Source organism: Mesorhizobium sp. M7A.F.Ca.ET.027.03.2.1 (assembly GCF_003999175.1).
GTDB lineage: Bacteria > Pseudomonadota > Alphaproteobacteria > Rhizobiales > Rhizobiaceae > Mesorhizobium.
This window is the reverse complement of sequence record NZ_RZOM01000623.1, coordinates 1-3,655: the sequence shown is the minus strand read 5'-3', so window position 1 is coordinate 3,655 and position 3,655 is coordinate 1. Positions and strand designations below refer to the sequence as shown.

Here is a 3,655-nt window from a genome sequence, read left to right as displayed (position 1 = left end):
CGATACTGTGATGGCCGTGTGCCGGGCAGCGTATCCGAGACGGTGAGGTCACGTCGTCATGCATACCGGCATCGGCAGCGCTTTGGGTACGCGAGCCCTGGAGCCGGTCATGAAGTTCTGTTTCTTTCACGCTGATTCGTAAGGGATTTCAATCATCATCCCATCATAGGCTGGTTCGACATTGGCTGGTGTCTCGGCCACCACCGTTGCGTAGTCGAGCGGCACGTGCATATGCGTCAGCACCGCATGTATCGGCGCCAGCCGCTCGATCCAATCAAGCGCTTCGCCAAGGGACAAATGACTAGGATGCGTCCGGTATTGCAGCGCGTCGATGATCAGCACGTCGAGGGCGCGCAGCCGTTCGGCGGTGGGCTCCGGAAAGTCGCTGATGTCGGGGCAATAGGCGAGGCCGCCGATGCGGAAACCGAGCGATACGATGTCGCCGTGGATCTGCGGCAGCGGCTCGAGGGTGAGGGTACCCCCCTCTCCTTCGATGACCACCGGCTTGGTGTGGTCGATGAGATGCGGCCTGACAATCGGCGGATAGGAACTGCCTTGCGGCGTCTCGAAACAGTATCCGAACGCTTCCCGCAAGCGAAGCATCGTCGCCCTGTCGGCATGGACGTCGATGAGCTGGCGCTGATCGAGAACGAAACCGCGCAGATCGTCGATGCCATGGATATGGTCGGCATGCGGGTGGGTATAGACGACCGAATCGATACGTTTAACGCCGGCCAGCAGCATCTGCTGCCGAAAATCCGGCCCCGTGTCGATGACCACAGTCGTGCGGCCGCCATTCGACGCGATCCGCTCGACGAGTGCGGCGGCACGCGTGCGCCGGTTCTTCGGGTTGTCGGGGTCGCAATTGCCCCAGTCGCCGGTGATGCGCGGCGTACCTGGCGACGAGCCGCAGCCGAGAATGGTGAGGCGCAGCCGGTCGGTCATCGTTCAGGCGCTTTGCTCTACAGGCCGCGACATCTTGCCGAACAGCCGGAAGAAATTATCCGTCGTCAGATCGGCGATTTCAGCTTCGCTGACGCCGATGGTTTCGGCCAGCACCTTGGCGGTATGGGCGACATAGGCCGGCTCGTTGCGTTTGCCGCGAAACGGCACGGGCGCCAGGTAGGGCGCGTCGGTTTCGACCAGCAGCCGGTCATGCGGCACATCGGCGGCAATGGCGCGCAACTCAGCCGAATTCTTGAAGGTGAGGATACCCGAGAACGACACGTAGCCGCCGAGAGCGACGCCAATTTCGGCAAGCCGACGCCCGGAAGAAAAGCAGTGCAGGATGAAGGGGAAGGTGCCCTTCCCCGTTTCGGCCTCAAGAATATCAGCCATATCTGCATCGGCATCGCGCGAATGGATGACCAGCGGCAGCCCCGTTTCGCGTGCGGCGGCGATGTGATTGCGAAAGCCTTGCGCCTGTGCATCGCGTGGCGCTTTGTCATAAAAATAGTCGAGACCGGCCTCGCCGATCGCCACCACTTTCGGGTGGGCGGCCAGCCGCACGAGATCGGCAGATGTTACGTCGAGCTCTTCCGCGGCATTGTGCGGATGGGTGCCGACCGAACAGTATACTTCGTCAAAAGTCTCTGCGATTTCATGGATTTGCTGAAATCTCTTCACGCGAGTTGAGATCGTCACCATGCGGCCTATACCGGCCGCCTTGGCGCGAGCGACAATGGAAGCCCGCTCCTCGGCGAAATCTGGAAAATCCAGATGGCAGTGGCTGTCGACGAGCATCAGACGTTCGCGTCCGGCTGTTCGACGTAACGTGGAAAAACCCCTTCCGGCACGGGTAACGCGGTGCCCGGCACCAGCGCATGGTCCGCGTGGACATGCACGAAGTCGCGGCTGTCCGCCGGCACCGCCAGCAGATCGAGCAGTTTCGCGGCTGATCCCGGAGTAAAGGGCTGACACAGCACCGCCACGCGGCGCACGACCTCGGCGGTCGTCCACAGCACGGTTTCCATGCGCTCCGGATTGGTCTTCTTCAACGCCCATGGCGCCTCTCCGGCAAAGTAGCGATCGGCTTCCGCCACCACGCCGAAGATCGACGCCAGCGCCAGATGGATGCCCTGCTCGGCCATCGCCTTGCGCGCGGTGTCGAGAGCGGCGACGGCCTGGTCCAGGATCGCGCTGTCGGCATCCGTCAGGTCGCTGCGCTGTGGCACCACGCCGCCGCAGTTCTTGGCGATCATCGACAGCGAGCGCTGCGCCAGGTTGCCGAGACCATTGGCAAGGTCGGCATTGGTGCGGTTGACGATCGCGTCATGGCTGTAGCTGCCGTCGTTGCCGAAGGGCACCTCGCGCAGGAAGAAGTAGCGCACCTGGTCGAGACCGTAGTGCTCGACCATCGCGAATGGATCCACGACGTTGCCAACCGATTTCGACATCTTCTCGCCGCGGTTGAACAGGAAGCCATGCGCGAAAACGCGCTTTGGCAACTCGATGCCCGCCGACATCAGAAAGGCCGGCCAATAGACCGCGTGGAAGCGGACAATGTCCTTGCCGATGATGTGCGTAGCCGGCCAATAGCGCCATTGCTCGGCCTTTGTGTCGGGATAGCCGGCGGCGGTGATGTAGTTGGTCAAGGCATCGACCCAGACATACATCACATGCTTGTCGTCGCCCGGCACCGGCACGCCCCATTTGAAGGTCGTGCGCGAGATCGACAGATCCTTCAGCCCGGACTTGACGAAGCTGAGCACCTCGTTGCGGCGCTCGGTCGGACCGACAAAGTCGGGCTGGCTCTCATAAAGCGCCAGCAATTTGTCCTGATAGGCGGAAAGCCTGAAGAAGTAGCTTTCTTCCTCGTTCCATTCGACGGGCGATCCAAGCGGTTCGCGACGCACGCCGTCGTCGCCGACGATCGTCTCACCTTCGTCGAAATAGGCTTCCTGGCGAACCGAGTACCAGCCGCTATAGCGGTCGAGATAGATGTCGCCATTGGCGGCCATCGCCTTCCAGATTGCCTGGCAGGATTCGTAGTGGCGCGGTTCCGTCGTGCGGATGTAGTCGTCGTTCGAGCCACCCATCGCCTCGGTCATGGCGCGGAAAATCGCCGAATTGCGGTCGGCCAGCGCCAGCGGCGTTATGCCCTCCTTCTCGGCCGTTTGCTGCATCTTCAGACCGTGTTCGTCGGTACCGGTCAGGAAGAATACGTCCTTGCCATCCAGGCGCTGGAAGCGCGCCAGGGCATCGGTTGCAATGACCGTATAGGCGTGGCCGATATGCGGCTTGCCGTTCGGATAAAAGATCGGGGTGGTGATGTAGAATTTGTCGCGTGACATGAATGAACCGTCATGAATGTCTGAATGGAAAGGCGTGGCGGTGGATATCGTATCGAGGCAGCATTTGCCATCCCGATGCCAATGCATGCCGCCCAAAAGTGGCCCCGGTTTTGGGGACAACGGCATGCATCGGGAAAACCGTCACATTCGCATTGCAGAATTCAGGCGGTCGATCATGATCAGGGCGTGCTGCTTCTTGTCGAGATTGTAGGTATCGGTCTCAGATATAGCGTCCAGCGCCTCATGCCAAGTGTCCGACAATTTTTTGGCCCGTGCGAGATCGCCCGCCAGTGCTGCCTGACTTGCCGCGTCCGACAACAGGTCCAGCGCCCGGCGGTTGAAGATATCGAACTGGATCGCCT

The 3,655-nt window shown here is 61.1% G+C and carries 3 protein-coding genes and 1 pseudogene; all 4 read right to left on the bottom strand.

The genetic code is table 11. The features are described 5' to 3' along the window. Positions 1–126: 126 nt before the first annotated feature. Positions 127–945 (bottom strand): MBL fold metallo-hydrolase, encoded by an 819-nt coding sequence (locus tag EN750_RS23590; protein ID WP_127328993.1) that lies wholly within the window; start codon positions 943–945, stop codon positions 127–129. Between the two features lie 3 nt (positions 946–948). Beyond that, positions 949–1,743, bottom strand: coding sequence for a TatD family hydrolase (locus tag EN750_RS23585; protein ID WP_127397803.1), 795 nt, complete (start codon positions 1,741–1,743; stop codon positions 949–951). Beyond that, the gene (gene metG / locus EN750_RS23580; protein WP_127397802.1) at positions 1,743–3,293 is read right to left on the bottom strand and encodes a methionine--tRNA ligase; all 1,551 of its coding nucleotides are present in this window, start codon (positions 3,291–3,293) and stop codon (positions 1,743–1,745) included. Before metG ends, EN750_RS23585 begins: the two co-directional genes overlap by 1 nt. 141 nt (positions 3,294–3,434) lie before the next feature. Continuing rightward, positions 3,435–3,655 (bottom strand): annotated as a pseudogene (locus EN750_RS23575) (DNA polymerase III subunit delta'); the annotation flags it as partial.